The sequence below is a fragment of the Bradyrhizobium sp. 23AC genome, assembly GCF_054863025.1.
The window spans coordinates 102,809-128,440 of the sequence record NZ_JAVAYN010000004.1 but is presented as its reverse complement, the minus strand read 5'-3'; the positions used below and the strand labels follow the sequence as shown (position 1 = coordinate 128,440).

The following is a 25,632-nucleotide window of genomic DNA, read 5'->3' as shown; positions in this document are numbered from 1 at the left end:
GTACAATCTCATCGCCGCCGCGCGCTGCCGCTCTTGGCCTGCTTCTTCGGTGGGCGCTTTGGTGTCGCCGGCTTCGCCGGGGATCGCACGGTGCGGCCCCGCCCCGAAGACGATCCTGCTGCTTTCTCGGCGCCGAAATTCTGCGCGAAGCGCTCCTGCGACCGCGCCAGATGGGCGCGCATCGCCTCGCGCGCAGCTTGCGGATCATGCGCCGCGATCGCCTCGCGCACGGCGCGATGCTCGTCGAGCGCGGTGCGCCAGGTGCCCGGGCTCTCGAAATAATGCGCAAGCTGCGCGAAATAGGGATTGAGGCGCTGGTCGAACAGCTCGCCGACGACGCGCACCAGAACGGCATTGCCGAGACTGCCGGCGATCGCGACGTGAAACGCGCGGTCGTGCACCATCGAGGCTTCGCCGGGATGCTCGACATTCTCCATTGCGAGGAGCGAGGCGTCGATGCGGGCGATATCGTCCCTGGTCGCGACGCGCGCGGCCTGTTCGGCGATGGCGCTTTCGAGGAACTCGCGGGCGCGCAGCAGCTCGAACGGGCCCTCGATGACGGACGCGGCTGCGGGCGCGGCGATTGCGGCGGGCTCGATCACATAGATGCCGGAGCCGACGCGGATGCGCAGGCGGCCCTCGACCTCGAGCGCGATCAGGGCTTCGCGCACGGTCGGCCGCGACACTCTGAGCTGCTCGGCGAGCTCGCGCTCGGTCGGCAAGCGGCTGCCGACCGCGTACTCGCCGCTGTCGATCAGGCTTCGCAATTGATCGGCGACCTGGCGGTAAAGCCGTCTCGCCTCCACAGCTTCCAGCGGCACGCTGGTCCTCCCGAAAGGGTCGCGCGGGGCACCTGAAATGCCCACGGCCCGCCAATTTTGGAAAATTGGTCTTACCAATTGACCGGAGCATTGACCCGATACGGGCGCCATGTCAAGCAGCGGCAAAGCAAAGGGGAGACGTCCATGCGCCCAGGTTCAACGCGCCTTGGCTGCGCCAATCTCGACCGGCTGGCACCTAGCATCCGCCGTCCGGCCTACGACCGGTCGCGCATCACGCCCGGCATCGTGCATCTCGGCCTCGGCGCGTTTCATCGCGCGCATCAGGCCGTCGTCATCGACGATTGCCTTGCGGCAGGCAGCTCGTCCTGGGGCATCGTCGGCGCCAGCCTGCGCAGCCCGGATACGCGCGACGCCCTCGCCCCGCAGGATCATCTCTATACCGTTGCCGTGCGCGCCGCCGAAGGCACCGAGCACCGCGTCATCGGCGCGCTGCTCGACAGCGTCGTCGCACGCGAAAGCCCGGCAGCGTTGGTCGAGCGGATGGTCGATCCCGCCATTCGCATCGTCTCGCTGACGGTCACCGAGAAAGGCTATTGCCACACGCCGCAGACTGGCGATCTCGACGAACGGCATCCTGATATCGTGCACGATCTCAACAATTTCGACGCGCCGCGCTCGGCGCCCGGCTTCATCGTCGCTGCGCTGGCGCGGCGGCGCGCACTGGGCGCCCCGCCCTTCACCGTGATGTGCTGCGACAACCTCGCCGCCAACGGCCACACCGTACAGCGCATCGTGACGCAGTTCGCCGCGCTCCGCTCCAGGGAACTCGGCAAGTGGATCGTGGATAATGCCGCTTTCCCCTCAACAATGGTCGACCGCATCGTCCCGGAGACGAATGATGCCGACCGCGATGCGGTCGCGAACGCGCTCGGCATGCGCGACGCCTGGCCCGTGATGACCGAGCCGTTCACGCAATGGGTGGTCGAAGATCGTTTCACCGCCGGCCGGCCCGACCTCGCCGCCGCCGGCGTCGAGCTCGTCACCGACGTCAGGCCGTTCGAGCTGATGAAGCTGCGGCTGCTCAACGCCAGCCACTCGGCGCTGGCCTATCTCGGCTATCTCGCAGGCTACGAGACAATTGCCGACACCATGCAGGATCCGCACTTCGCGCGGCTCGCCGCGCAGGTGATGGAGGAAGCCGCGGTGACGCTGACGATGCCTGTCGGCACTGACCTTGTCGCCTATCGCGCCTCGCTGCTCAAGCGCTTTTCCAATCCGGCGCTGCATCACCGCACCTGGCAGATCGCAATGGACGGCTCGCAGAAGCTGCCGCAGCGGTTGCTCGGTGCGATGCAGGACCGCCTCGCCAGGGGTCTGCCGATCGCAACGCATGCGCTCGCGGTGGCCGGCTGGATGCGTTACGTCAGCGCGATCGACGAGCAGGGCCGCGCGATCGACGTGCGCGATCCCTTTGCCGCCGAGTTCGCCGCGCTGGCGCGCGAGGCCGGCCCCATCGCCGAACGGCTCGCCCCTGCACTGCTCGGGGTCGAGAAGGTGTTCGGACCGCTGGGCACTGATCCGCGCTTGCGCGAGGCCGTGACCGCGGCGCTCGGCCGGCTCTACAAGGATGGCACGCGGCGTGCCGTAGAGACACACGTCTCCGTGTGACTACAAAGCGGGCAATGCTGCACTGCGTTCAAAGTCGACGGAAGTCGCGCTTGATTTTTGCCTGTCCTTGCCCCACCCGAGAGCGATGGCAAAGGACAGCAAGATCATCGCCGCCAACGCGGCCTTTTACGCCGCATTCTCGACCGGCGACTTCGACGGCATGGAACGGATGTGGGCGGACGACGACGGCATCTCCTGCATCCATCCCGGTTGGCCGGCCATCATCGGGCGCGCCACGGTGATCGGCAGCTGGCGCGACATCCTGCAAAACCCGGAGCGCCCCCAGATCGTCTGCGCCGAGCCGCAGGTCATCGTCGACGGCGACAGCGCCCGCGTGCTCTGCATCGAGATCGTCGACGGCACCGCTCTGGCCGCCGCCAACCATTTTCGCCGCGTTGGCGACGAGTGGCGCCTGGTGCACCACCAGTCGAGCCCGATCGCGCAGATTGTCGAGCAGGCTGAGGACGATAGAGCGAGCCACCGGGTCCACTGAACGCTGCCAGCACCCGGGCGTGAGCTACTGTGCATGGGGTTGTTTTTCAGTTTTTTGTTTGGCGGCCAGTTCCGACAGGTCATCCAGCACGGCCCGCGCCGCGGAAAAATCATCATCCGCAAAGAACATGCTCCGGGTGATCAGAACCGGGATGCCGGCGCGAGAGGCCGCAATCAAGCCATTGGCGGAATCCTCGATGGCGACGCAGTCGGCAGCGTCCAGCCTCAGCCGGGCCAGCGTTTCCAGATAGACGTCCGGCGCGGGTTTCTTGTGCCTGACGTCGTCACCGGCGACGATCGCGTCGAACTCCGCAGCCCAACCTGCCCCCAGCGCCTGCGACAGCAGCGCATCGATGTTGCCATGGGAGGTCGTGGTCGCTATCGCAAGCCGCTGGCCGCGCGCCTTCGCCGCAGCGAGCAGCTCGATCACGCCCGGCCTTAGGGAACAGCAACCGGTTTCGACCAGCCCGGCGTAATGCGCGGTCTTGATGCGGTGAAGCGCTGCAATGTCCGCATCCGACAGAGCCGGCGCGATCCCTAGCCTTTCCTGGTAGGCGCGCATGCGCTCCTTGCCGCCGGTCACCCGCAGCAGGTCCTTGTAGACGGCGCGGTCCCACTGCCAGTCGAGACCGTGGCGCGCGAAGGCATGGTTGAAGGCCTGCCGATGCAGCTCCTCGGTCTCGGCCAGGGTGCCGTCGACGTCGAAGATCAGCGCGGCCGCGCGCCGGACCAGCTCATTGGCATCCGGCGGCACCAAGGCGAGCGCTTCTGCCTGCATGATCGATGCCTCCCTGTGACAGGCGAACATCGCCCGAGGCAGGAGGCGAGACAAATCGCAATATCTTTTGCCGGACCCAAAAATCTCTTATGAGCAAACGACGCGCGACGGCGCAGACGGGAACTTTCGACCTGCACAGGAGACGCATGCGGCTCTTCATCCTTGGCCTCGGCTATAGTGCCCGGCATTTTGCCCGCAAAAACGGCGGCAGCTTCTCACATATCGCCGGCACCGTGCGCGATCCCGCGCAGCGGAACGACCTCGCCGGCATCGAGGTCCACGCCTTTTCCGGCAGCCGCCCGTCGCGCGAGACGGTCGAGCAGGTTCGCGACGCCGATGTCCTTGTGGTGTCGATCCCACCCGGCGGCGCCGACGACCCCGCCATCGCCGCGTTCGGCGACGTGCTGGCGGCGGGCCGCCGCAAGATCGTCTATCTCTCCACTATTGGCGTCTACGGCGATCACGCCGGCGGCTGGGTCGACGAGAGTACCCCGCCGCAGGCAACGCTCGACCGCGCCCGCATGCGGGTTGCCGCCGAGCAGGCCTGGATGGACATTGCGCGCGGCGATGCCGCGATCCTGCGGCTTGCGGGCATCTACGGCCCCGGCCGCAACGCGCTGGCGACACTGCGGGCCGGGACAGCCCGCCGCGTCATCAAGCCGGGACAGGTCTTCAACCGCATCCATGTCGACGACATCGCGAGCGCGATCATGGCTGCCATTCACCACGGAAGCGGCGGCATCTGGAACGTTTGCGACGACGAGCCGGCGCCGCCGCAGGACGTGATCGCCTATGCAGCGAAACTGATGGGCGTTGCGCCGCCGCCCGAAGAGACGTTCGCGACGGCCGAGATGTCGGCGATGGCCCGCAGCTTCTATGCCAGCAGCGCCCGCGTCTCCAACGCAAAACTGAAGCGCGAGCTCGGCGTCACGCTTGTCCACCCGACCTATCGGCACGGCCTTGATGCGCTGTGGCATGCAGGCGAAGCACGATAAGGCACCGCCGCGTCCGGCACGTCCCAGACATGCCCTGCCCGCGCTTGACTTCGCGCCGGGGCAGTCGTGATCTAGGCGTGCAACGAGCCACTCACACAACGAGCTCGTGCGGGAGGACATAATGAACAAGACGATCGCTATGATCGCGGCGGCGGCTGCCGTCATCACATTCGGCACGGCTATCGCCGCGCCGCTGCCCGAAGCCAAACCCGACGACGTCGGCTTCTCCAGTCAGGGCCTTGCGCGCCTCGACAATTTCTTCGCTCGCGAGATCGCCGCCAAGCGCGTTCCCGGCGCGGTGGTCGCCATCGCGCGCGACGGCAAGCTCGTGCACTACAAGGCTTACGGCATGCTCGATCCGGACAAGGGCACGCCGATGCCGATCGATGCGATCTTCGCGCTGGCCTCGATGACCAAGCCGATGGCCGCGGTCGCAGGCCTGACGCTGATGGAGCAGGGACGGCTGGCGCTCCAGGCCAAGCTGTCCGATTACTATCCCGGCTTTGCCGACATGAAGGTCGGCGTGACCGAGGCCAACGGTTCGCTCAAGCTGGAGCCGCAGGCCTCGCCGATCTTCATCCACGATCTCTACCGGCACACCTCGGGATTGATGTATGGCGGCCGGCCCGACAGTTCGAGCCCGGTGGCGCGGCAATATCCCGACGGCGTCGCGCCGGCGATCGAAGGCGACACCCAGGCGTTCATCGACCGCATCACCAAACTGCCGCTGGCGCATCAGCCCTCGACCGAGTTCGAATACGGTTTTTCGATCGACGTGCTCGGCGCCGTCGTCGAGAAGGTGAGCGAGCAGAAGCTCGGCGAGTATCTCGCCGCCAATGTCTGGCAGCCGCTCGGCATGAAGGACGCGACCTTCCACCCGACCGACGCGCAGCGCCCTCGCCTCGCCCGCCCGTTTGCCAACGATCCGCTGACGGGCAAGCCGCAGGCGATCAAGCTGCTCGACACCCCGACCAAGTTCGACTGCGGCGGCGCCTGCTCGTTTGCGACGGTCGGCGACTACGCCCGCTTCGGGCAGATGCTGCTCAACGGCGGGGAGCTCGACGGCCAGCGCATCCTCGGTCCGAAGACCGTGCATCACATGACGACCAACCACCTTGGCCCCGAGATCAAGAACAACGTGGCCAATGTCGAGCCGCATCGCGGCGGCTTCGGCTTCGGCCTTTCGGTCGCGGTTCGCACCAGCGAAGGGCTGTCGTCGGTCCCCGGCAATCCCGGCGAGTTCACCTGGAACGGCGCCTACGGAACGCAGTTCTTCTGCGACCCGAAGGAACGCCTCGTCGTCGTGGTGGGAACGGCTGCGCCCGGCGAGCTCAGGAAGTATTATCGCGAGCAGGTTCAGGACATCGTCTATGGCGCGATGGTGAAGTAAGATCGGCACGCATTGAAAGAGAAAGGGCGACCGATCGGGCCGCCCCTTTGTTTTGACCAGCGTCAGCTCAACACGCCGTACTTCTTGAACCAGGCCTGCGCCTGCTTCCAGGCATCTTCCGCGGCGTCCTTGCGGTAGCTGCCGCGGTAGTCGGCATGGAAGCCGTGCGGCGCTTCGGGGTAGATCTTGAATTCGGCCGTCTTCTTGCTCTGCTCGAGCGCGGCCTTCATCTGCTCGACCTGGGCGACGGGAATGCCGGTATCGGCGCCGCCATAGAGGCCGAGCACCGGTGCCTTCATCTCGGGGGCGAGCTGCATCGGGCTCTTCGGCAACAGCGGATTTTCGGGATCGACCAAGGTGCCATAGAAGGCGACGCCGGCCTTGAGCGCGCCGTTGTGGGCGGCATATTCCCAGACCGTGCGACCGCCCCGGCAGAAGCCGATGATGCCGAGCTTGGCCGTGTCACCGCCCTGCGATCCTGCCCATGCCACCGTCGCGTCGAGATCGGACATGAGCTCGGCGTCAGGCTTGGCATTGACCACCGGCAGCAGATCCTTGATGTCGGTGATCTTGGTGAGGTCGACGCCTTTGCGGAAGTAATAGTCGGGCGCGATGGCGAACGCACCGAGCTTGGCGAGGCGCCGCGTCACGTCCTTGATGTATTCGTGCAGGCCGAAGATCTCCATCGCCACGATGATCACCGGCGCCTTGGTATTGCCGGCAGGACGGGCGAAATAGACGGGCATCTCTTGGGAGCCGACCTTGACCTTGGCCTCGCCGGTCTGGAGGCCATGGGTGTCGGTCGTGATCACTTCGGCGCGCACGGGCCCGGCCGCCAGTGTATAGCCGGCCGCCACGGCCGCGGTGGCGCTCATGAATCCGCGGCGCGAGACCGGGGCAACTTTCGTCAACCCGACGACGTCGGATGTCATGGTGGTTTCGAAGCTCATCGGTCTATCCCTTGCTGCCTATACTGGTGCCCCGGGGGCGACGCATTCGCCAATAGTTGCCGGCGAGATGCAAATCACCAGCCTGCGAGCACGCGCGCTTTCAGGCCAGACCGTGCCGTTTCTGCACCGGCGCAGTCTCGGGCATCGGCTCATCGCGCCAAAGTTCGACGACTGCGGCACGGCACTCTGACATTCGCATCGCTCGTGCGCCGGACTTAACCGTCTAGCTGCACCGCATCGCAACATCCATTAACCGAAAAAGACGACTCTCCCTCGGCTGGCCACACCGCCAGGCGCTGCAGGTGACGCGCATGTGCGCGCCTTCGAGACGCACACCCGCAACAAATGGGCACCGCAGCGGCCACAATGACACATCATGTTGCTCGCGCATCGCACATCACCGTTCAATCACGCGCGAGCCGTCGTCATTTGATTGAAATTTTCGGAGGACTTGAGCCGTGCGATTTACTCGAACTTTCTTTGTGACGCCCTAGTTCCACGGCCGGAAGTTCCATCTCTGCAACGGAGAGCTTCTTCCCCACGCGCGGTCCGCCGTCCGGCAACGGACGAAGGATCACGCGAGGACTTCATTCTCGTCCACACAGATTGCGCACCCCAAGGCTCAATTGAATAAAGCTTTATCCGATCTGGAATTGAAATGAATTTGGCTCGCGAATCGATTGAACTATTGGAGCAGGTCGCACGAATCCTGTGGTTCGAAGGCACCAAGCACGGCTTGCGCGACCGCGAGTGGATGGCGCTGCGCTTCCTTTCCCGCGCCAACCGTTTTTCCCGGACGCCTTCGGCGCTCGCGAGCTACGTCGGCACCACGCGCGGCACCGCCTCGTTCATCATCGGGGAGCTCGAGCGGCTGGGCTATATCGAGCGAAAACGCTCGGCCACCGACAAGCGCTCGGTGATGCTGAGCGTGACGCAGCAGGGCAAGAAGTTCCTGGTGCGCGACCCCGTCAGCGTTCTCATCGAGGCGATTGCCGTTCTCGACGACGAGGTCAAGATCCGCTTCCGCGACACGTTCCGGCACGTGCTGGATCAGTCGGACGCGGCCGAGCAGCGGCACCACACCGACGTCTGCAAACGATGCATCTTCCTCCGGGAGGAGCGCACCACCAACGACAGCAAGGCAGCGGCCGAGTTCAGCTGCCGCCTGTTCCGCTCGCCGATCGCGGAGGCGGAGGTCGATCTGCTATGCACCAGCTTCGAGCATCACCGCCAATAGAGGACAGCCCCTAGATCAGGGCGTCGCCTTGCGCGACGAATAGATGACACCGCCGCTCGCCTCCACCACCAGGCGCCCGTTCTCGCTCCTGATCTCCTCGATGCGGCCAAGACCTGGCACCTGCTGTCCCAGCACGGCCTCGATGACGCCGTTCGGACCCTGCAGGATCGCAATGCCTTCATAGGCTTGGCGGACCGACCAACCCTTGATCACCTTCCGCGGCGCCGGCGCGCGCTCGGACGGGGACACCGAGCCCGTAAACTCGGGCGCTGCGACCGAGGCCATCATCGATCCTTGCGGTGGCGAGGGCTGCGATTGCACCATGGCCGGCGCCGGAGCCGGCGTCTGAACCTGCGCTTGAGCGAGCTTGTCGAGCTTCACCGTCGAGGACGAACTCACCCGCTCGATACGGTCCAGATTCTCGGCGAACCTGCCGAAACGGTCATTGGTCGCCTTGCTCGACTGATCCACCGCGGTGCGCAGGCCGTCGAGATTTTCCGACACGCCCGACACCTGCTTGCGCAGATGCGCGACGGTCTCGCGCAGATTCCTGATCTCCGTATTGGCTGCAACGTTGTTCTGGGCGGGCTGCGTGGTGAGATAGGCGATCACGCCGGTGCAGGCGCAGACCACCAACATGGCGGCGACCGCCAATGTTGCGAGCGGCGCAACCCATGTCGGACGAGGCGGCGGGGGCTTGGCGACGATCACGGCCGGCTTGATCACGGTCGGCGCAGGCTTGGGGATCGCCATCTTGTCGAGGCGCGCCTTGGCGCGAATACGTTTCAGCCCCTCGAGTGCCTCCTTCGCGAGAGCTTCATCGCTTGCCGCGGCCGACGCTCGCTTTGCGCCCGCAGCAGGCCTGGGCGCTCGCGCCGTATCGTCCTTCGTATCGCGCGCTTCGGGAGCCGGCTTCGTCGTTGCGGAAACATCAGTGGTCGCGTTGGGACGAGCTTGTCCATCGGACAACATGTGAAAATGCTCCGTTCGGTTCGATCTGTCGAACGGTGACGTTATTTGCCGAAGCTTGCCTGAAACGTGCGCATCGAAAACTTTTCTATCGCGCGCGATGCGACGTCACATGAGTCAATCGCGTCATGGACGTGGCAAGAGTGCGACTCGAAAGACACACACTCGCCAAGATTTCGCCAAGCTGGAGTCTCGCCGCCACACGTGAGTCGAATTGTCACATGGGGAAACACGCCCACGAGAGTCAATCCCGGGTTGAAAACCCCTCGATATGCCTGATCCACCACACCGCCTAAAATAGCTGTGATTGAACGGGGATGCGGAACCTTAGACCCATGACCATGCAGAACTAGTTTAGTTTCCAAATCAACTGATGCGTTTGAATATATCAAGAAACAACCCGAAACAAACCAACAGCATCAAGCACACGTAGCAATCGCTTTGTTACGCACGCTTGATCGGAAATCGGCAATTGTTACGGTCCTACTCAAGTGATTCTCGCCAGTTGGCGAGGAGATCGACACAGATTCAGCGGCGTTCGGACGCGATGAGCAACTTGGCGCAACTGTTCTAGGTCGTTTCTCAATCCGCCCCGCGAGGTGATCCGTAAGACACCCGCCGGGCCTCACGCAGTAAGCGTTCAGTATCGAGTTGAAGTAGCAGGCCTGCGAGACGCAGGCACTGAATGCGTAGGGCTGCCCGCGAATATCGAAACCATAACAACGGTTCGCGGGAAGGAATGTCGTCAAACAGCATCGTTGCCGAGCCGGGCATCACAACAACCAACCGGCCGCGACAGGTGCGAAACAGGGGCGAAAGACTGATGTATATTATCGTTGATGATCGCGAGAGCGTCGCGAACAGCTATGTCGGAGGGCTCGTTCGCGAAGGCGTATCGTCGATCGGCTTCTCCTCCGGAGAATTCTGGGACTGGCTGCAATCCGCGAGTGAATCGGATCTGGCGGCGGTGGACGCCTTCCTCCTCGGGGATTGCGATGCCCGCGGAAGCCTGCCGCGGGCGATGCGCAAGCGTTCCTCGGCTCCCATCATCGCCATGAGCGGCCAGAAGATGCTCAAGAACACGCTGGAGCTATTCGAATCGGGCGTCGACGACGTCGTGCACGTGCCGATCCACCTGCGCGAGATCCTTGCCCGAACGGCCGCGATCGCGCGCCGCCGGGTGGGCGAGCTGCCGAGGCCCTGCGAGAGCAGGATCCAGGTCTTCTTCAACGGCCGTGACCCCGAGATCGCGGGCCACGCCCTCACGCTGCCCCGCCGCGAACTGCGCATTCTCGAATATATGGTCAGCAATCACGGCAAGTGGATCACCAAGACGCAGATATTCAACGCGGTGTACGGCATCTTCGAGTCCACCTTCGACGAGAGCGTGATCGAGAGCCACGTCAGCAAGCTGCGCAAGAAGCTCCGCGACCGCCTCGGCTTCGACGCGATCGTGGCCCGGCGCTACGTCGGATACCGCCTCGACATCCCGGCCGGCGAGACCCTCGACGTGCCGATGCAGGAGCTCGACGAGGTCGGCATCATCCTGAACAGGGCGCATGCCGTCCCGGCCGCCTACCCGGTCGGCAACTGAGACGGCACAAGCCTGCGGGCGAAACGACAACGGCCTCCGCGAAGCACCCTCGCGGAGGCCGTTGCACGTTCGGGGGCGGGAGACGGATGGGATGAGCGCCGCTGGCACCTCGATGGAGGTGCGCTCCCTCCCCCACAAGGGGGGAGGGAACGCAGAGAGCGCTGCTGTCGGCCGAACTCAATTTGCCTCCAAGCCATCCCGACCTACGGCTTCTGCTGGAATTCTTCCTTGGAGACGTAATTGAAATCCTCGACCAGGACGTCCTGGACGACATCAGCCTGCATCCGCTCGTTGACGCGCTGCTTGATGGCGGTCGTCAGGATGGAGAGGTCGTAACGGGCGAGCTTCCTGAAATCGAGACGGTCATCGGCATAGATCCTGCGGAAGGCCTCGTCGACGACGAACGGCTCCGGCGGAACGTTGAGCTGGTGCATCGTCCGCGCCTCCACGGTGTAGACGAAGCGCGCGACGATATAGCCCTGCACATTGCCGTTCTCGACCATGGGCACGCTCAATGCCCGGGTCTTCTGGTATTGCAGCCCGTCGAGATATTCATCCTTCGCCGGCAGCAGGCTGCCGTTCTCCTTCCAATAGGCCACGCCATAGCTCGTGCCCGCGGTGAGGATGCATACCCAGAGCCCGGCCAGCACCAGCCTGATCATTTTCCGTCCTGCGCTGCGCGGCCGGTATAGGTGCCGTCCGACTCGGCCTCCTTGATCGCCTTGACGATGATGCCCGCGACCTCGCGCACCGCGTCGTAGTGCATTTCGAGGATCGAGCGATTCCGCTCGAGCTTCTCGCGCAGCCGCCGAATTTCCTCGGTGACCTCGACGTCGCCGCCGAGATGCATCCGCGCCCGCATCAGGCGGACGAATTCGAGCATGCTCCGGCTCTTCCGCGCGCTGAAGTCGTCGAAATCGATCTTCTGACGCGTCGTGAGCGCGACCGTCTCCTCCTCGACGATGCTCTCGAGCCGGCGGATCGCTGCCAGCAGGCCGCGCACTTCATCCGATCTCGCCGCATCCGCGCCGTCAACCACGGCCTCGCCGCTTATGATCGGCAGCAGCACCGGCAGCAGCGCATCGGCTTCTGCTGCTTCCGTCGTCATCACCCCGGTGTCCACGACCGGCTGCTCGATCACCATGGCCGCCGCGCTGTCTTGTGCCTGCATAGGAAATTCACCCTTCAACTTCTGTCGCCCGTTCGCGGATCATCATCCGGCCTTGCCGGCACTGTTCGGCCCCGCCGGATTGGCGGCGGCCAGTTGCTTGGCGATGCCAATGCCGTTGCCCTTTGCCAGCTGGCTACCAAGCTGCTCCGCCAGCATCGACTTCCAGACGCCGCCAGCCGTGCCCTTGCCAAAGACCTGCTCGGATTCCTTCGGCAACATCGTCTCGACGAAGGTCTGGAGGATGAACGCTTCGAACTTCCGGTACACCTCGCCCGACGCCGGCGCCTTGATCATCCGCACCGGGGCCCCGTTCACTGCATCCGACTGCGCCTCGGAAAACTTGGTCGCGGACTGCTCGGTAGCTGCCGCCGCCTTGCCGGCCTCCGCGTCCATCGTGGCGGCGAAGTCGGCATCGGAGGATTTCAGCGCATCGAGTTTCGCGGTCGCCGTGCGCTGGGTCACGGGATCGGCGGCCTCGAGGACGTCGAGAACGAGGTCGGGCGTCGCGGTCACGATCATGGCTTGTTCCGGTTGGCTGGCCGTGGCGTCCACGCGCGCACGGCTGGGCTTATTCCCATCATCTCCTCGAGGGAGCGCTTCTCGGCGTCACGGAGCTTGTCGGCCAGCGCCGCCTTCGCGACCTGCTCGAGCTGCTTCACGCGGCGGCTCTCGGCGCGGACCTGGTCGAGCTGCTGCGCGGCCTGCGTCTGGATCGCGCGCGCACCGACGCTCGTCCTGTTCAAGCGCCGCGCGATCGATTCGCTCGACGATCCCGCCGGCGGTTTGCCATCGTTCAGGGCTCCCACCAGCCATTCCTGCTCGTCCTGCAGGCTTCTCTCCTGCTGCCGCAGCTGCGCGAGCTGCCATTCGGACAGCCGGAGCTGGAGCTTCACCAGCGAAACCATCCGGCCGAGCTTGTCCGCGCGCGACGTCATCACAGGCTCACTCCGCCAGCCAGGACGAGAGGCCGAGCATGAATTGCGTCAGCAGCTCGTCGCTCGTGAGGTAGAGCAGCAGGAAGCCGCCGAACAGCACGAAGGGCACGGAGATGAAATAGACCGGAATTGCCGGCGTCAGCTTGTTGATCAGGCTGACCGCCAGGTTGACGATCACCGAATAGACGATGAACGGGCTGGCGATCCGCAGCGTCAGCACGAACGCTTCCGACAGGCGGCCGACGAGCAGGTCGAGTGCCATGCCGCCGCCGAGCCTGTCGCCGGGACGCCAGACGTCGTAGGAGTTCATCAGCCCGCGCAGGACCTGCCAATGCTGGTCCGTCATGAAGAACAGCGTGGTGACCGACACCATGATCAGCGGCACCAGCGCCGGCGCGGGATCGCTGTCGGCGACCGGCGTTCCCGGGATGTTGCTGAGCCCGATCGCGCTCGCCATCACCGTCGCCATGGTCTGGAGCGCGAGAAAGAACACCCGCCCGCCGAGCCCGATGACGCTGCCGACCACGAGCTCGGAGCAGATCAGGAGCGCCAGCGTCAGCGGCGCGGCGTTGTCCGTGAGCGGTTTCAGCACTGCGATCAGGATCGGCGTCAGCGCGAACGTCGTGACGAGCGCGACGAATAGGCGGACCTGGGCCGGAACGTTGACGCTGGAAAAGCCGGGCACCAGCATCAGGCAGGCGCCGATACGGCAGAACACGATGAACGTCACCAGCACGCTGTCGGCAAGGCCGCTGATCACGACACGGCTCCGAGCGCCCTGATCTCGGCGCTGCGCGCGACTTCGACATGCGACAGGATCGGCAAGGTCGGAAACACCCGCTCCAGGATCATCCGGACATAGGGCCGGGCTTCCGGCGTCACCGCCAGCACCACGCTGGTGCCGTTCTCGGTGAACTTGCGGATCGCGGCGCTGGCTTCGGTCGCGAACTGCTCGATCAGGCGCGGGTCGGCGTCGAACTCGACGACGTCGCCCTTGGCGTCGCGCTTCAGGCTCTGGTGGAACGCGAGGTCCCAGCGGTTGCCGAGACGGACGACGTTGAGCACGCCGTTGTCGGAGAGGTCGCCGCAGATCTGCTGGGCAAGCCGCGTCCGCACGTGCTCCGCGACCTGCTCGGAGCGCCGCACATGAGGCGCGATCTCGGCGATCGCCTCGAGGATGAGGTGAAGATTGCGGATGGAGACGCGCTCGGCCAGCAGGATCTTCAGGATCGCCAGCAGGCCGGAATAGGAGATCTGCGACGGGCAGAGATCCTCGACGAGGCGCTTGTACTCGGGATCGAGCCGGTCGAGCAGCGCGCGCATGTCCTTGTAGGACAGGAGCTGGGCGAGGTTCGCCCGGATCACTTCGCTCAAATGCGTGAGCAGCACCGACAGATTGTCGACCGGCTTGCAGCCCTGCCGCTTGACTTCGTCCGTGAAGGCTTCCGTCACCCACAGCGCCTTCATGCCGAAAGCGGGTTCGACCACCTCTTCGCCGGGCACGTCGGGCTTGCCGTCCTTGTCGACCAGCACCAGCACCTCGCCGAGCCTGAGCTCGCCATGGGCGACGCGGGTGTCGTGGATCCGGATCTGATACCCCTTGGGGTCGATCGACAGATTGTCGCTGAGCTTGATCTCGGGAATGACGAAGCCGTACTGCTTGGCGAACTTCTTGCGGATCTTGGCGACGCGGTGGGCCAGCTCGGTGCGCGAGCCCAGCAGATGGACCGACAGATGGCCGCCGAGCGCCAGCTCGATCTCGGCGGTCTTGAGCTGGTCCTTGACGGATTCCTTGGCCTCAGCCTGGGCGCGCTCGTCGGCCTTGCGCGCATCCTCCTTCTGCTTCAAGGCCGCCTGCTGCTTCGGCAGCGAGTAGCCGACGAAGGCCATGACGCCGCCGAGCAGCACGAAGGGCGCCAACGGCAGCCCCGGCATCAAGGCGAGCACGAACATCATCAGCGCGGCGGCCGACACCGCGCGGGGATAGCCGCCGAGCTGGCGCAGCACGGCCTGCTCGGCCGATCCTCTCGTGCCGCCCTTGGAGACCAGCAGGCCGGCCGACAGCGATACGATGAGCGCCGGCATCTGCGACACCAGACCGTCGCCGACGGAGAGCTTCGTGTAGACGTCGGCGGCGCGCGACAGCGTTAGCCCGTGATGGGTGACGCCGATGATGATGCCGCCGAAAATGTTGATCGCGGTGATGAGCAGGCCGGCGATGGCATCGCCGCGAACGAACTTCGAGGCACCGTCCATGGCACCGAAGAACGCGCTTTCTTCTTCGAGCTCGCGGCGCCGGCGCTGGGCCTCCTTGTCGTCGATCAGGCCCGCCGACAGATCGGCGTCGATCGCCATCTGCTTGCCGGGGATGGCGTCGAGGGTGAAACGGGCGCCGACTTCGGCGATACGCGTCGCACCCTTGGTGATCACGACGAAATTCACCGTGACCAGGATGGCGAAGATGATCAGGCCGATGACGAAGTCGCCGCCCATGACGAACTTCGAGAAGCCGGCGACGACGTGGCCGGCGGCCTGCTCGCCCTCCCCGCCGCGCGACAGGATCAGGCGGGTGGTTGCGACGTTCAGCGCCAGCCGCAAGATGGTCGCGATCAGCAGCACGGTCGGGAAGGCCGAGAAGTCGAGCGGTCGCTGGATCCACAGCGCGACCATCAGGATCAGCGCCGACAGCGCGATCGAGAACGCAAGGCCGAGATCGATCAGGATCGGCGGGATCGGCAGGAACAGGATCGTGAGCATGGCCACGATACCGCCGGCGAAAAAGGCGTCGGCCCCCAATCGTCGTGGGGTCGGCAGGCTAGCAGCTAACGTATCGGCCATGGGTCACCGGCAGAGGGTCCACCCCTAATCTGCCCGGCAAAGCTTACGCGGGGATGGTGGCAGATCGCCCGCGCGGATCAGAAGCCGCGCTCGATCCGCGAATAGACCATCTCGGTGAAAGTAGAGAGGTGCGCGCCGATGAAGGAGCCGGAGACGGCAACGACCAGGAGAATGACGATGATCTTCGGAACGAAGGTCAGCGTCACCTCCTGGATCTGGGTCAGGGCCTGGATCAGCGCGATGATGGTGCCGACCAGCATCGCGGCGCCGACCGCGGGCCCGGAGGCGACGATGATGGTCCAGATCGCCGCCTGGACGATGTCGAGAGCGTCGCGTTCGTTCATGACTGGCTGATCGTGAGTCCCGGCCCGACCGCGACCTTGGTGCCGTTCTCGAGGGTCGCGATGGAGCCGTCGGCGTTGATGGAGACCGAGACGACCTTGCCGCTGAAGTTCGCGCCGGTGGCGTCGGTGAAGCTGACTGTCTTCCCGATCAGGCCGTTGGCCTGCGACAACGACTGCGAGGACAGCAGCGCATCCAGCTTCGAGTTGGTCTGCATGGCCTGCTCGACCGTCGAGAGCTGCGCGAACTGGCTCATATATTGCGAGGTATCCATCGGATTGGTCGGATCCTGGTTCTTCATCTCGGCGACGAGAAGCTGAAGAAACGTGTTGTAGTCGACGCTGTTGCTCGAGGTCGAATTGGTGGAGCCGGTCGAACTGGACGACTTGCTCCTGCTGTCGGTCGCACTGTTGACGTTCATGTACCTCTCCGCTGTCAGGCAGCCTGGAATGGGGACTCGGTGATGGCGCCGGCCAGGATGGCCTGCTCCACCGGGAACAGGGCCCGGATCCGCTTGAGCGCCTCGAAGTAGCGGGTCGCCTCGACCAGCTCGTCGACCGCGCCCAGTCCGTCCAGCATCTCCCGGCTCTCGCACACGGCGCACAGGGCCGCGTGATGCTGGGCATAGAGCGCCGCGGCGTCGCGGATGTCGGTCGGGTTCATCAGCATGAGTTGGACGATGAAGTAGAGCTGCCGCAGCGCCGTGGTGGCGTCGGACGCCTGCATGACCTGCCCTTCGAGCAGGAACATCACGTCGTTGACGAGCTCGACGGAGACCTTGCGGTCCACGCGCAGCACCGCCCCGTTGATGTAGATCCGTTCGCCCGCCCGCAAGGAGATCTTCATCAAAGAGCGTCTCGGATCAGGCGGTTGATTTCGATGAGCTGCATCACGTCGTTCGACCTCTCCTCGCGAAGCCGATCGGCCTCCTTGACGACCCACAGGCCGATCGAGATGATGTCGGCGCGCAGCTTGTCCGGAAGCCCGTTCTCGGGGTGCGAGAGATCCTCGATGAAGATCGTCCACAGCCGCCGCACATAGAGCAGGCTCTCGACCAGATCCTCGAGGCGGAACACGCCTCGCTGAATCCGTTCGAGCCGGTCGATGCCGAGGCTGAGCGCCTGCCGCTCGCGGCCCCGCGCCTCGTAACCGCTCTCGTCGACGACCGATTCATAGGCTTCAAACGTCATCAGCATCACTCTGCGCAGGAGACCGGGTAACAAGACGAGGTTGCGAGCCTCGGCTCTAGAGATAGTTGATGAGGCTGATCTGCTGGAGCTGCGAGGTCAGCGCGAGCGCCGTCTTGATCTGGGTCTGCAGGGTGTTGACGCGGACCGAGGCCTCGGTCGGGTCGACCGCCTCCAGCTTGACGATCTGGTCGTTGAGGATGTCCTTCTGGATCTTCAGCTTCTCGGTCGCGCCGGTGACCCGTTGCTGGATCGAGCCGACGGTCCCGCCGAGCACGGCGAGATCGTTGATCGCGCCACTGACCAGACCGATCGCCTTGTCGACGACGACCTGAAACGTGTCCTTGCTCAGGCTCGTATTCCCGAGGTCGGTGAGCATGGTGTAGGCCTCGGCCAGCTTGCGGAAACCCGGCTGGTTGGCGCTGACCGAGCTGTCGACGACCTCGGTCGTGGAGATGCGGCTCGACAGCGTCTGGTCCGTGGCCGACGACCAGTTGGTGTTCCAGGCCGGGCTTGCGAACTCGGTGTCAAAGGCATTGTCGAGGAAATTCTGCATCTGCGCCGGCGTGATGGTGCTCACGCCGGGTGCAGACTGCGAGAAGCCGAAGCCCGCAGGCGGCGCCGCCGCGAAATCCGCATCGACCTTGTTCTTGCTGGCCGAGCCGGCCGTATAGTTCGTGATGGGCACGGTCTGCGTATTGATTCCGCCGAACAGATACGACCCGTTGTAGGAAACGTTGAGCGCGCCGATGACGTCCTGAAGGTTTGCGGACGCGCTCGGCAGGATGATCTTCGCGCCGCTCTCGGCGTCGCGGGCCGCGATCAGGTTCTTGAGGAATTCCGACGCGGTCTTGCCGAGCTGCGTAATCCGGTTCTGGGTCACGTCGAGCCGCCCCGCAACCAGCTCGTTGGTGTCGACGAGCTGATCGGCGAAGTTGAAATCGGCGCGCAGCGCCACGTCGCGGCCCGTTCCCGTGCCGAGCTCGAGGCCGACATCGGCGAAACGGCCGGTGGTCGCCTCCTTCGAGGCCTTGGTCAGCGCGCTCTGGTTGTTCGTGATCGACGACCTCAACGATGAAGACAGCATCAGGGTCGAGATGTAGTTCGCGCTCATCATGACTTAATTCCCCACGGCAGCCAGCAGGCTCTGCAGCATCTCATCGACGGTGGAAATGATCTTCGACGACGCCGAATAGGTGCGCTCGACCTGGAGCATCAACGCCATCTCGTCGTCCATATTGACGCCGCTGACGTTGGACAGCGCCGCGGTGCTGCGGTCGAGCAGCGTATTCTGGTACTGGACGTTGTCGTCGGCGGTCTTGCGCTGGCTCTCGATCCAGCTCGCCGAGGAGGATGCGAACTCGATCACGCTGCCGCTCGGCTTGCCCTGGGCCGTGGCGTCGAACGGCTGCGGCGCTTCCATCTTGTTGATGAGCTGCTGGAGCCGCGCCGAGAAGCCGGCATTGCCGGTCGTGTTGTAATTATAGGCGGCAACGCCGCTGATTGCGCCGTCGCGCAGCAGGTTCGGGTTTCCGCCCACGGCCGGATCGACCGAAGCGGCAACCGAGATCCTCCCGGCGAGGCCCACCGAGATCGTGGCGCTCGCGGGCATCGCGGGCGCGCCGGGATAAGTGAACAGGCCGGGCCGGTCCGCCAGCGTCGGGACAGCCGACTGGTCGCTTTCCTTGAAGGCGTCGATCAGGCCGCGCGCGATCTCGTCGAGCTGGCTCTGATACGTGACCGTGTCCTTGTCGCGCAGCTGGGCCAGGCCGGCGAGCTTGCCGGACTTGAGCGGCATGACGGAATTGGCACCGGTCACGGGAACGCCGTCGATGAAGACGGCATTGCCCGTGGTGCCGGCGGTATAGGCGTTGGTCGGCGCAAAGCTCACGGCCCGCGCCGTCTTGTCGAACAGCACGACGCCGCTGTCGGTATAGAGCGCGGCATCTCCATTGGTCCGGATCGACATCGAGACGCCGGTCTCCTGCGACAGCCTCGAGACGATGCTGTCGCGCTGGTCGAGATAGTCGGTGACGTCGTCGCCGGAGATCGTGCCCTTCACGATGGCGGTGTTGACGGTCTGGAACTGGGACAGCAGCTGGTTGATGTTGGCGACCGAATTCGCCATGTCGGCGTCGGCCCCCTCGCGGACCGACTGCACCGTCTTGGTGGCCTGGTTGAGCCCGGTCACCATGTCCTTGGCGGACGTCACGGCGGCCTGCGCCAGGGTCGCATTGTCGGTGGAGTTGGCGTATTGCTGCAACGCCTGCTTCAGCTTGTTGAGCTGGGCGGTCGGCGACTGCTCGAGCTCGGGATCGTCCACCGTCGCGGCCGCGATCTTCTGCAGCCCGTCATAGATCACGCTCTGCTTGGCCGACGACGAGGTCGCGGTCAGCACGTTCGAATAGAGACCCGAACTGGCGGCGCGCTGGATCGCCGCGACATAGACGCCGGTGCCGGGGAGGTTGTCCAGCACGGCGATCTTGCGCGAATAGCCGGTGGCGCTGGCACCGGCGATGTTGCGCGAGATCGTCGACGACTGGATGCCCGACGCCATGAGCGAGGCGCGAGCGGAGTCGAGAGCGGCGGTAAGGGACATGATCTGCTCTTGCCGGGGGTGAGCGCTGAAGAATTCAGCGCTTCAGGTTGACGACGACGTCGAGCAGGTCGGCGCCCGTCTGGAACGATTTCGAGTTGGCGGTGAAGCCGCGCTGCGCCTCGATCATCCCTGTGAGCTCGTCCGCGAGATCGACGTTGGAGTCCTCCAGCGCACCGGACTGGACCGTGCCGAGCCCGCCGGTGCCGGCATTCCCAGCCTGCGCATTGCCGGAATTCATGTTGGTCGAATAGACGTTACCCGGCTCGGGCGTCAGATTGTCGGGGCTCGCGACGTCGGCGAGCATGATCGTGTAGAGCGTCAACTGCTGCCCGTTCTTGAGGATCGCCGTCACATGGCCCGCCTCGTCGACATCGACCTTGTCGATCGCCGCGGGCACGCTGCCGTTGACGGTGGCCTTGAAGCTGAAGTCGGCTCCAACCTGCGTCATGTTCGACAGGTCCATGGTCATCGCCGCGCCGCCCGGGACCGTGAACGTAAGGCCCGTCGGGCTCGCCGCGGCCAGCGCGCCCTTTCCGGTCGCGGTGGTGTCGAAGGTGAAAGTGGTGGCGGCGGCGAGAGAGGTGCCCGTCGCGGAGTTGTAGACCTGAACCTGCCAGGTATCCGAGCCGGCCGCCGTCGCGGTGTGGGACATATAGACGTCGAGCGTAACGGCCTGGCCGATATTGTTGTAGGCGACGATCGAGCTTTTCGACGAATATGACGCCGGACCGGGCGGACCGGCAATGACAGCCGCCTTCGGATCGAGATTGCCCGTCGTTAAGGTCCCCGCAGTTGACGGCACCGGCACCTGCGAGACCTGGGCGATGTTCACGATCTGCATTCCAGCCAAGCTGTTTTGCGAAAAATTGGTCACTTTACCGGGCTGGCCCAGAAGGTAGTAGCCGGCCGCGTTGACGAGGTTGCCCTGAGCGTCCGGCACGAAGGAGCCGGCGCGCGTCAAATATTGCTGCGTGTTGGTGGCGTTCGAGACCACGAAGAAGCCGTTGCCCTGCACGGCAAGGTCGGTGGACGAGGTCGTGAACTGCGTATGCCCGGCGTCGCTGATGGCGTAACGGACGGTTGTCTCGACAGCGCCGGAGTCGTAATTGCCAGAGCCGCTCTTCAGGATCAGCGAGGAGAATTCGGTCGAAGCCCGCTTGTAACCGGTGGTGTTGACGTTCGCGATGTTGTCCGAAACCGTCGACAGCTTGTTGGACTGCGCGCTCATACCGGAAACGCCGGTGCGCATAACACCATACAGGCTCATGAAGTGGGCTCCTTTGGTAGGTTGCAGTTACAATGGGGGATCTTGCTTGCGCGGGGCTGATGGTTCGGAACCATGCACAACTTCACGTCGTCATGTCGTTTTCGGCTGACAGAACGAGCGTGCCTTGTCGGTCCAGGCACCGAAGCCGCTCGACACGAGGTGAGCCACGATGTGACAGACATAGCGCTTCTGCGCCGGCTGGTTGTTGGGGCCGGCATTGTAGCGAGCCACCGCCATGGTCCAGCTGCCCTCGCGCTGCTTCAGCTCTTTAAGGAAGCGCGCGGCATATTCGACGTTCTTCGCGGGATCGAACATCGCGCGAACCGAGGCGAACTTGTCGCCGTGATAGTAGTGATTGATCTGCATGCAGCCGAGATCGATCAGCTTGATGCCCTTGCCGCGCATGGCCTGGAAATTTGCGATCGCATCATCCATGTCCCTGGCGAACACGGTCTGGCCGTCGGCGCCGAGGGCGTAAGGATGCAGCGCGCCGCGGCGGCCGGTCTCGGTGAGACCGACTGCGTAGAGAATGCCGAGCGGAATCCCATGCTGCTGGGCCGCGCGCGCCATCTCGCGCTCGCAGGGGCGCGCGGCGTCGGCGGCCGCGTCCGCGGCGCCGGCATTACAGATAAACAGGGCCGCGACGAAGATGCGGCGCCACGTCCTGGTCATGACGCGTCTCCTGGCTGGGCTGGCGCTCCTGGCGGGCCTGCTTCGCGCCGCCATCGGATTGCCCCGACGACGTGCCTGCGCCACCGAACGCACCTTGCGACTGCGACGAGGGCTGTTGCTGGCCCGAGAGCTGCGGCTGCGACTGGCCGGAGCCGCTCTGGAATCCATCCAGCGAGCCGTGCTGCACGGGCGCGACGTCGGCGACATAACCCGCCGTCTGCATGAGATCGCGGATCTGGTCGCGCTGCTGATCCAGCATCTGGCTCGTGTCCTTGCGCGCGGCCGCAAGGTGGACGGACACTTCGGTGCCGACGAGACGAAGGCGCACGGTGACGTTGCCGAGAGCGGGCGGCTCGAGATTGATGGTCAGGATCTTGAGCGGCTGATCCGGCGCATTGGTCTGGGATGCTGCGAGATCGGGCGCTGCGGACGCCGCCGGGCCTGCGGAGTCCTTCAGTTCGGCGACGACCGCATTGGCGACTTGTTGCGGGGCGTTGAACTGCGCCGGGGGCAGATGGGTCTCCTGCTGGACCACGGTGACCTTGGTCGTCTCGGGCAACGCGTCGCGCGTCGAGACCTTGGCGGCGCGTTCGACATTGGCCGTGACCGCCTCGAAGCCTGATGTCGCGGGCATGGCTTTGGCGGAAGCCTCGCTGCCTGGCTGTGCGGCCGCGGCTTGCGATGCATCGCCTTGTGCACGCGCGCCGGTCGGAACGGTAGCAGACGGCGCGGAATCCGCCGTCGTTGCCTTCGCCATGCCTGTGGCCGCAACTTCGCGCTTCGTCCCGGATGGGCGCTCGTCGCGCGCGGGCACGTCTTTCCTGTCGCCCGACTGCAACGGCATTTGCGGCTTCGCGGCCGATGCGGCAACGATATCCTGTCCGACCATCACGGGAGCGTTCGGGCGGTTCGAAACGTCCGGCTTCGGATCATGGTCGACCGGACTTTGCGTCTCCGACGATTTGTCGGTCGTCTGGTCGCCAGCCTTGAGCACGTCGGTCGCCTCGGTGCGCTCGTCCGTCTCGTCCTTCGACTTGTCTTTGCCCGCTGGGTGGGCCAGACGCGTGCGCAGCGCTCCGGCCTTCGCGGTCGTATCGCTGCCCTCATCGTTGAGTGCCTGCTTGGCGAGGTTCGAGACGGTGTGGAGCAGATCGTTGAACGACGAGCCCGCCTGCGATTTGGCTCCGGCGCTCTTTGCCGAACGCGACGTGCCGCGGATGTTGAGGCTCTCGGCGAGCCCCGAGAAGAGCTGTCCGGAGGTTCCACTGAGCTTGGTCATGGGCGGCGGTCCCTGGTAAGGAGTTCGAGTTCGCCGAGCTGCTTCTGCGCGCGCGCGAGCGTCACGGTCGATGACGCCAGATCGAGACGCGCCGGCGTTGCCGGAGGCTTGTCGGAAGCAGTGGCGGATCCGCCCGGAAGCGGCTTGCGAATGTCGAGCGCAAGCTGCAGCGTGGCATTCATAAGGGGCACGTCGCGCTCAGGCAGCTTCGACCGGTCGACTGCCTTCAGCTCGGCAAGACCGCCGTCATACTCGTCGGTGAGCGCCCGCGCGGCGCCGCGGAAGAAATGCGCCCGCTCGCGATCCGCCGAGGCGTCGGCGCTGAGCGTCAGCGCCCGTTCGCCGGCAAGCCGCGTCACGGCCAGCTGCCCGCGCACCATCGCCGCGCGCGCGATCACGAGATAGAGCTTGAGGCGGCTCGCGCGATCGATCTGCTCGAGCAGCGCTGCGATCCGCGCGAAGCGGCGATCATCGAGCGCCAGACTCGATTGCGTCAGGCCCGAGGAAAAGCGCTGCCAGAAATCGCCGGCATAGATCGAGTTACGGTAATGGCGGATATAGGCCAGCGCCAGGAACTCGAACTTGTCGAAATCCTCCGCCTGCCCCACCAGCAGGATCTCGCGCCGCAACGCCGCCTCCTCCACCAGCGTGCCAGGCAGGAGCAGGCGCGCGTCGTCCAGACGTTCGATCGCGAGCGATGCCTCGGAACGCGCGAACAACGCGCCCTGGACCAGCGCGACCTGTCCGCCGAGGCCGGAGGACAGCGTCCGCGGCTTGACGTCCTTGAGCAGCTCCCGCGCTTCCTCCTGACGGCCCTCGACATAGGCGAGCGCGCCGTTGAACAGCCGCTCGTCGACGTTCATCTTGTCGCGCGGCAGCTTGCGGACGATCTGCGGCGCGCCGCCGCTGAGCAGGTAGATGACCGCAGCCTGGCTGTTCTGCGCATTGCTCCACACGCCCGGATCGGCGGCGAGAAACTTCTCTCCGATCTGCCGGATCAGCGTGACGTGGCTGCCATGCGCGGCGGTGTCACCGTTGGCGATGCCGTCCTGCACGGCTTGCAACGCGCGGACGAGCTCATAGGGCTCGCCCGACTGGCGCGCGGGTTGTGCGAGCGCGTTCGCTGCCGTGAACGGCAGGAGCAGCAGGGCGGCGCAGAGGAGCGGCCTCATCAAGGGCGCTTCTCACGAATCAGGATCTCGATCCGGCGGTTCTGCGCGGCCGCCGGATCGCTCGGAAGCTTCGGCCGGCGGTCGGCATAGCCTTCGACATGCTCGATCCGCAGTGCGTCGACGCCGGAGCGAACCAGCATGTAATAGGCCATCTGCGCGCGAGCGGTCGACAGCCGCCAATTGTCGTAAGTCTCAGAACGATACGGTCGATTGTCGGTATGGCCGCGGACGATGATCATGCCCTGACGTTTCGTCAGCAACGGCCCGATCTTGTCGATCACGCGGATCAGCTCGGGCCGCGGCTCGGCCGAGCCGACCGCGAACATGCCGAAGCTCGCATCGTCGGTCAGGCTGATCAGGAGGCCCTCCTCGACCTGACGCACCTCGGCCGCCGGCCCGGCGCCCGCCTTGATGTCCGAGAGCGCGTCCGCGATCGCGGCCTGAAGCTGCTTGACGGTCGGCTGCTGGGTTTGCGCCGCATCGCGCGGCTCGGACTCCTTCGTCGTATCGTTGGGACGCGCCTGCGCGGCGGCGTTGGCCTGAACGCTCGCCTGAGCGCTGCCCTCGCGCGGGGCTTGCGCCGGCGCGGGCCCCGGCGGCAGCAACGGCGACTGGTTTGCGGACGACGCATCCGCGTTCGGCGCCAGGCTTCCGCCGGCATCGTCCGCCTTGGCACGACGGGCCTGCGGCTCGCCCTGATTTGTGCCTGAGGCGCCCTCGCGCGCGGAGGCATTCGGCTTGGGCTCGCTCTCGATCATGCGATCGGCATCCTTGGACGCTTGCGGCGCCAGCTTCCAATAGCCGGGGTCGAAGGGATCGCGGTAGGCGTCGCCACCCTTGAGGCCGTCCTCTTCGGCGGACGTCAGCGCGCCGGCGCGCCGCTGTCCCGTGGACTGGTTCGCGCTGTTCGCGATCTCGGAGAGCGTCGCATAGGGATCACGGAACAGGACCTTCTCTTCATAGGAGGCCGGCTTCTCGGCCGTCGGCGAGTCACCACGACGTTCCTCGTTCGAGCCGGCCGGCTGACGCTTGCCGTCCTGACCTTCGAACGAGGTCGGCTCCTTCTTGGAGAGATTCTTCAGGCCCTTCGGCGCGGGGGCATTTTCCGCGAGCTGGATCGGATTGAAATAGCTCGCGACGACCTGCTTCTGATCCTGGTTGAGCGCGTTGAGCAGCCACATGACCAGGAAGAACGCCATCATCGCGGTCATGAAGTCCGCATAGGCGATCTTCCATACGCCGCCGTGATGCGCCTCCTCAGCGAAAGCGCTGCGCCGGCGGACGATCACGAGTTCATGCTTGACCTCTTCCATGG

27 protein-coding genes are annotated in these 25,632 nt (G+C 65.1%); 6 read left to right on the top strand and 21 right to left on the bottom strand.

Going from position 1 to position 25,632, the window contains the following annotated elements:
* Window positions 1-8: 8 nt before the first annotated feature.
* Window positions 9-821: a FadR/GntR family transcriptional regulator gene (locus tag RAD10_RS11790; protein WP_461617601.1), complete on the bottom strand. Its 813-nt coding sequence runs from the start codon at window positions 819-821 to the stop codon at window positions 9-11.
* A gap of 144 nt (window positions 822-965) precedes the next feature.
* On the opposite strand from RAD10_RS11790, the gene RAD10_RS11785 reads away from it, so the two are divergent.
* Both RAD10_RS11785 and RAD10_RS11780 read left to right on the top strand, forming a co-directional pair.
* Window positions 966-2,450 carry a mannitol dehydrogenase family protein gene (locus RAD10_RS11785; RefSeq protein ID WP_461617600.1) on the top strand — a complete coding sequence of 495 codons (1,485 nt, stop codon included), beginning with the start codon at window positions 966-968 and terminating at the stop codon, window positions 2,448-2,450.
* 85 nt (window positions 2,451-2,535) lie between these two features.
* Window positions 2,536-2,943 (top strand): nuclear transport factor 2 family protein, encoded by a 408-nt coding sequence (locus RAD10_RS11780; RefSeq protein WP_091960917.1) that lies wholly within the window; start codon window positions 2,536-2,538, stop codon window positions 2,941-2,943.
* A gap of 24 nt (window positions 2,944-2,967) precedes the next feature.
* Here the strand turns inward: RAD10_RS11780 and RAD10_RS11775 are convergent, their stop codons facing one another.
* Window positions 2,968-3,720: an HAD family hydrolase gene (locus RAD10_RS11775; protein WP_461617599.1), complete on the bottom strand. Its 753-nt coding sequence runs from the start codon at window positions 3,718-3,720 to the stop codon at window positions 2,968-2,970.
* A 146-nt stretch (window positions 3,721-3,866) separates the two neighbouring features.
* On the opposite strand from RAD10_RS11775, the gene RAD10_RS11770 reads away from it, so the two are divergent.
* Both RAD10_RS11770 and RAD10_RS11765 read left to right on the top strand, forming a co-directional pair.
* Window positions 3,867-4,715: an SDR family oxidoreductase gene (locus RAD10_RS11770; protein WP_461617598.1), complete on the top strand. Its 849-nt coding sequence runs from the start codon at window positions 3,867-3,869 to the stop codon at window positions 4,713-4,715.
* A gap of 121 nt (window positions 4,716-4,836) precedes the next feature.
* On the top strand, window positions 4,837-6,105 hold the full coding sequence (locus RAD10_RS11765) for a serine hydrolase domain-containing protein (RefSeq protein ID WP_461617597.1): 1,269 nt from the start codon (window positions 4,837-4,839) through the stop codon (window positions 6,103-6,105).
* Window positions 6,106-6,167: 62 nt separating this feature from the next.
* Here RAD10_RS11765 and RAD10_RS11760 read toward each other — a convergent pair whose 3' ends face one another.
* Window positions 6,168-7,055, bottom strand: coding sequence for a dienelactone hydrolase family protein (locus tag RAD10_RS11760; RefSeq protein ID WP_461617596.1), 888 nt, complete (start codon window positions 7,053-7,055; stop codon window positions 6,168-6,170).
* 658 nt (window positions 7,056-7,713) lie between these two features.
* Between RAD10_RS11760 and RAD10_RS11755 the strand changes: the two genes are divergently transcribed.
* Window positions 7,714-8,292, top strand: a complete 579-nt coding sequence (locus RAD10_RS11755) for a MarR family winged helix-turn-helix transcriptional regulator (protein ID WP_104461718.1) — start codon at window positions 7,714-7,716, stop codon at window positions 8,290-8,292.
* 15 nt (window positions 8,293-8,307) lie between these two features.
* On the opposite strand, the gene RAD10_RS11750 is transcribed toward RAD10_RS11755, so the two are convergent.
* A complete protein-coding gene (locus RAD10_RS11750) occupies window positions 8,308-9,264 on the bottom strand; it encodes a hypothetical protein (RefSeq protein ID WP_461617595.1) in 957 nt (318 codons plus the stop codon).
* A gap of 820 nt (window positions 9,265-10,084) precedes the next feature.
* Between RAD10_RS11750 and RAD10_RS11745 the strand changes: the two genes are divergently transcribed.
* Window positions 10,085-10,855, top strand: coding sequence for a response regulator transcription factor (locus tag RAD10_RS11745; RefSeq protein WP_461617594.1), 771 nt, complete (start codon window positions 10,085-10,087; stop codon window positions 10,853-10,855).
* Window positions 10,856-11,058: 203 nt separating this feature from the next.
* On the opposite strand, the gene RAD10_RS11740 is transcribed toward RAD10_RS11745, so the two are convergent.
* The 17 genes from RAD10_RS11740 to RAD10_RS11660 form a co-directional block, all read right to left on the bottom strand.
* Window positions 11,059-11,517 (bottom strand): hypothetical protein, encoded by a 459-nt coding sequence (locus tag RAD10_RS11740; protein ID WP_461617593.1) that lies wholly within the window; start codon window positions 11,515-11,517, stop codon window positions 11,059-11,061.
* Window positions 11,514-12,026 (bottom strand): flagellar biosynthesis protein FlgN, encoded by a 513-nt coding sequence (locus RAD10_RS11735; RefSeq protein ID WP_461617592.1) that lies wholly within the window; start codon window positions 12,024-12,026, stop codon window positions 11,514-11,516. Before RAD10_RS11735 ends, RAD10_RS11740 begins: the two co-directional genes overlap by 4 nt.
* A 42-nt stretch (window positions 12,027-12,068) precedes the next feature.
* Window positions 12,069-12,545: a rod-binding protein gene (locus RAD10_RS11730; protein WP_461617591.1), complete on the bottom strand. Its 477-nt coding sequence runs from the start codon at window positions 12,543-12,545 to the stop codon at window positions 12,069-12,071.
* Window positions 12,542-12,961, bottom strand: coding sequence for a hypothetical protein (locus tag RAD10_RS11725; protein WP_461617590.1), 420 nt, complete (start codon window positions 12,959-12,961; stop codon window positions 12,542-12,544). Before RAD10_RS11725 ends, RAD10_RS11730 begins: the two co-directional genes overlap by 4 nt.
* A gap of 7 nt (window positions 12,962-12,968) precedes the next feature.
* On the bottom strand, window positions 12,969-13,721 hold the full coding sequence (gene fliR / locus RAD10_RS11720; protein ID WP_018318464.1) for a flagellar biosynthesis protein FliR: 753 nt from the start codon (window positions 13,719-13,721) through the stop codon (window positions 12,969-12,971).
* Window positions 13,718-15,799, bottom strand: a complete 2,082-nt coding sequence (gene flhA, locus RAD10_RS11715; protein ID WP_091960878.1) for a flagellar biosynthesis protein FlhA — start codon at window positions 15,797-15,799, stop codon at window positions 13,718-13,720. Before flhA ends, fliR begins: the two co-directional genes overlap by 4 nt.
* 77 nt (window positions 15,800-15,876) lie before the next feature.
* Window positions 15,877-16,143: a flagellar biosynthesis protein FliQ gene (gene fliQ, locus RAD10_RS11710; protein WP_018318462.1), complete on the bottom strand. Its 267-nt coding sequence runs from the start codon at window positions 16,141-16,143 to the stop codon at window positions 15,877-15,879.
* On the bottom strand, window positions 16,140-16,562 hold the full coding sequence (gene flgD / locus RAD10_RS11705; protein WP_461617589.1) for a flagellar hook assembly protein FlgD: 423 nt from the start codon (window positions 16,560-16,562) through the stop codon (window positions 16,140-16,142). The genes fliQ and flgD overlap by 4 nt, the downstream gene beginning before the upstream one ends.
* 14 nt (window positions 16,563-16,576) lie before the next feature.
* Window positions 16,577-16,987: a flagellar biosynthesis repressor FlbT gene (gene flbT / locus RAD10_RS11700; protein WP_018318460.1), complete on the bottom strand. Its 411-nt coding sequence runs from the start codon at window positions 16,985-16,987 to the stop codon at window positions 16,577-16,579.
* Window positions 16,987-17,331 (bottom strand): flagellar biosynthesis regulator FlaF, encoded by a 345-nt coding sequence (gene flaF, locus RAD10_RS11695; protein ID WP_028145728.1) that lies wholly within the window; start codon window positions 17,329-17,331, stop codon window positions 16,987-16,989. Before flaF ends, flbT begins: the two co-directional genes overlap by 1 nt.
* 55 nt (window positions 17,332-17,386) lie before the next feature.
* On the bottom strand, window positions 17,387-18,445 hold the full coding sequence (locus RAD10_RS11690) for a flagellar hook-associated family protein (protein ID WP_461617588.1): 1,059 nt from the start codon (window positions 18,443-18,445) through the stop codon (window positions 17,387-17,389).
* 3 nt (window positions 18,446-18,448) lie between these two features.
* Entirely contained in the window at window positions 18,449-19,927 is a 1,479-nt protein-coding gene (gene flgK, locus RAD10_RS11685; protein ID WP_461617587.1) for a flagellar hook-associated protein FlgK, read from the bottom strand.
* Window positions 19,928-19,961: 34 nt separating this feature from the next.
* The gene (locus RAD10_RS11680) at window positions 19,962-21,194 is read right to left on the bottom strand and encodes a flagellar hook protein FlgE (RefSeq protein ID WP_018318456.1); all 1,233 of its coding nucleotides are present in this window, start codon (window positions 21,192-21,194) and stop codon (window positions 19,962-19,964) included.
* A gap of 90 nt (window positions 21,195-21,284) precedes the next feature.
* A complete protein-coding gene (locus RAD10_RS11675; protein ID WP_461617586.1) occupies window positions 21,285-21,866 on the bottom strand; it encodes a transglycosylase SLT domain-containing protein in 582 nt (193 codons plus the stop codon).
* Window positions 21,817-23,145 carry a flagellar hook-length control protein FliK gene (gene fliK, locus RAD10_RS11670; RefSeq protein ID WP_461617585.1) on the bottom strand — a complete coding sequence of 443 codons (1,329 nt, stop codon included), beginning with the start codon at window positions 23,143-23,145 and terminating at the stop codon, window positions 21,817-21,819. Before fliK ends, RAD10_RS11675 begins: the two co-directional genes overlap by 50 nt.
* Window positions 23,142-24,320: a chemotaxis protein gene (locus RAD10_RS11665; protein WP_461617584.1), complete on the bottom strand. Its 1,179-nt coding sequence runs from the start codon at window positions 24,318-24,320 to the stop codon at window positions 23,142-23,144. Before RAD10_RS11665 ends, fliK begins: the two co-directional genes overlap by 4 nt.
* On the bottom strand, window positions 24,317-25,630 hold the full coding sequence (locus RAD10_RS11660; protein ID WP_461617583.1) for a MotB family protein: 1,314 nt from the start codon (window positions 25,628-25,630) through the stop codon (window positions 24,317-24,319). Before RAD10_RS11660 ends, RAD10_RS11665 begins: the two co-directional genes overlap by 4 nt.
* Window positions 25,631-25,632 lie beyond the last annotated feature (2 nt).